The organism is Streptomyces prunicolor NBRC 13075, assembly GCF_000367365.1.
In the GTDB taxonomy this organism is placed as follows: domain Bacteria; phylum Actinomycetota; class Actinomycetes; order Streptomycetales; family Streptomycetaceae; genus Streptomyces; species Streptomyces prunicolor.
This window is the reverse complement of record NZ_BARF01000056.1, coordinates 1-2,592: the sequence shown is the minus strand read 5'-3', so window position 1 is coordinate 2,592 and position 2,592 is coordinate 1. Positions and strand designations below refer to the sequence as shown.

Genomic DNA, 2,592 nt, shown 5'->3' with positions numbered 1-2,592 from the left:
GGGGCGGCAGCCTCTGGGGATGGGACGGGTAGGGGCGGCGGGGGCGAAACTACTCGGCAACCCCGCCCACAGCCCCATACCGCCCACCCGAAACCGCCCCGTCCGCCCCGACGACGCTCGCGTGCCCCTGTCGCACACCATCCCCCGTACGCCCAAGCCCATGAGCCGGCCCCGAACACCCCTGAGCCACCGCAATCCCCAGCGCGACCAGCAGCGTCACGACGACAAACACGAACAGCCGCTGCCGCAGCAACCGCGGATTCGCCGGCCGCCGCCCGGTCCCCGTGGTCCGAGGCCCAGGCCGCCCCGCACCACTACGAGGCGCAGGACGACTCCCGCTCCCGGACCGTGTGGTGTTGCGCCCCGCCGGAGTAGGCCGAGGAGAACCCGGCCGCGATGGCGCCCCACCCCCACGCGAAGGCACCGCACCGCCACCCCCACGCGACGGACTACCGCCACCCCGGGACGAAGGAGCGGCACCACGAGGCGCCGGAGTCCCCGGAGGACTCGGTGGACGCCGCTGACTCTGGGTCCGCTGCTGCTCCGGATAACTGTCGGTGAGCCGCCCGGTAGGCCGATCCGCCTCCGCCGCACGAGGCCCGGGCGGCCGTACATCAGCCAGCCCCTGAGCCTCACGAGCGGCGATCTCCTTGAGCCGCAAGGACAGTTGAAGCGTGCTGGGTCGCTCCTCGGGATCCTTCGCGAGGCACGCGCGGACGAGCGGCGCGAGCGCGTCCGGCACCCCGTGCAGCTGCGCCTCCTCGTGCACCACGCGGTACAGCATCACCTCCGAACTACCGTGCCCGAAGGGCGAGTCGGAGGTAGAGGCATACGCGAGCGTGGCCCCGAGCGAGAACACATCGGTGGCCGGAGTGACGGCGGCCCCCCGCACCTGCTCGGGCGCGAGGAACCCGGGCGAACCGACCGCCGTACCGACGTGCGTGAGCGTCGACGCACCGGTGGCCCAGGCGATACCGAAGTCGATGATCCGCGGACCCTTGGGGGAGAGGAGGATGTTCGACGGCTTGAGATCCCGGTGGACAACCCCGGCCTCATGAACGGCGACGAGCCCCTCGGACAGGGCGGCCCCGATCGCAGCGACCTCGGCCGCCCCCAGCGCACCCTCGTCGGCGACCTTGTCGTGCAACGACGGCCCAGGCACGTACTGAGTGGCGAACCACGGCCGATCGGCGTCCAAATCCGCCGCGACCAGCCGAGCCGTGCACCCGCCACGAATCCGCCGCGCGGCCGAGACCTCGCGCGCGAACCGCGAACGGAACTCCTGGTCCTCCGCCAGATCCGGCCGGATGACCTTCAGCGCGACCCGCTGACCCTTGCGGTCGGAGCCCAGATAGACGACGCCCATTCCGCCCGCGCCGAGCCGTCTGTGAAGCCTGAACGAGCCGACGACGCGCGGGTCCTCGCGCCTCAGGCGCATCATCGCCATGTTCATCCCCGCTGCCCGGTCCGTGTGACGAGCGACAGCTTACGTTTCCACGGGCGCCCGCGCGCAAAGGCCGCGCCCTCTCGGCCCGACGGATTGTCAGTGCCGAGTGGGAAACTTGAAAGGTGGTCAGAGGCGTTGCGAGCAGCAGGACTTCACACCGCCCCGGACCCCAACCAACCATCACAGAAGGGGGATTGAGCGCGTGAAGGGTGATCGCGTCGAGATAGTGGTGGACGCCGGCGACACAACACGTACATATGAGGTGGTGGCGAGCAGGGCAGGCCGTCGGGTGGAGACGGCGGTGCGCCGAGGGGTGGTGGAAGTGAGCGAAGTCACCCGCAACGGCTCCGTGGTCCGTACTGCCCGCTTCATGGCGACCAGGGTCCTGGCCCTGGTCGAACAACCGGTCCCCCGCGAGGACAGCTCAGAGAAAGCGGGGCACACCGGACTCCCCCTCCGGGAAGACCCCGAGACGTAGGACCCGGTCTCCACCCAGGGGAGTACTCCGCAGGTCATCGCTCATCCTCCGGGAGGCCCGCCAATCGGTACGAGGGCATGACGACCCGCACCCGCCGCACGCCTAGATTTGAGGTCAAGCGGCGGGTGCAGCACTCGTCCCCCGAGGTCAGACACCCGCCGCTGCCAACGACAACTGAGCTAGGTCAACGGAGCACGGTCAGGAGAGGGACCATGGCCCATACGGCACCGCGGGCATTGATCCGCACCGAGGGACGCAAGGCGTACAACGTGGCGTTCCGCACCCGCCGCACGGGCCGTCGCCACCCACTGGTGGCGACCTTGATGGCACTTCCCCTGGCGGTCCTGCTCCTGGTCGTCTTCGACGGCTGGGAAACCGTGGCCACACAGGCGTCGTCCGTGGGAGTGATGCTGGGGCGCTGAGCGGCGACCCCAGGCCCGGAAGAGCGGTCCGGGCGGGGACATCAACCCATGAAACCCCGTGGGGACGGGGGTGCGGCGGACGGCAAAAAAAGCCGGCGCAGCTGGGGAGCTGCGCCGGCTTTGCTTTGCCCCTGGGCTTTTGAGCGCAGGGGATTTCTTTGAGTAGCGCAGGGGATTTTTTGAGTGCAGACGGTGCCCTCTTCAACGCAGGCCGGCTACATCCAGCCCGTCCGGCGTTTGAGGAC

At 69.8% G+C, this 2,592-nt stretch carries 3 protein-coding genes; 2 read left to right on the top strand and 1 reads right to left on the bottom strand.

Going from position 1 to position 2,592, the window contains the following annotated elements:
- Positions 1 to 49 precede the first annotated feature (49 nt).
- A complete protein-coding gene (locus SPR02S_RS56255; protein ID WP_019059835.1) occupies positions 50 to 1,453 on the bottom strand; it encodes a serine/threonine-protein kinase in 1,404 nt (467 codons plus the stop codon).
- A 196-nt stretch (positions 1,454 to 1,649) separates the two neighbouring features.
- On the opposite strand from SPR02S_RS56255, the gene SPR02S_RS25480 reads away from it, so the two are divergent.
- Together SPR02S_RS25480 and SPR02S_RS25475 are read left to right on the top strand one after the other, a co-directional pair.
- Positions 1,650 to 1,925: a DUF8836 family protein gene (locus SPR02S_RS25480; RefSeq protein ID WP_026150855.1), complete on the top strand. Its 276-nt coding sequence runs from the start codon at positions 1,650 to 1,652 to the stop codon at positions 1,923 to 1,925.
- A 212-nt stretch (positions 1,926 to 2,137) separates the two neighbouring features.
- On the top strand, positions 2,138 to 2,347 hold the full coding sequence (locus SPR02S_RS25475) for a hypothetical protein (protein ID WP_026150854.1): 210 nt from the start codon (positions 2,138 to 2,140) through the stop codon (positions 2,345 to 2,347).
- Positions 2,348 to 2,592: the final 245 nt, after the last annotated feature.

Coding starts and splice junctions, on each gene's coding strand:
- SPR02S_RS56255 (WP_019059835.1), bottom strand. CDS start 1,453: ATGAACATGGCGATGATGCGCCTGAGGCGCGAGGACCCGCGCGTCGTC.
- SPR02S_RS25475 (WP_026150854.1), top strand. CDS start 2,138: ATGGCCCATACGGCACCGCGGGCATTGATCCGCACCGAGGGACGCAAG.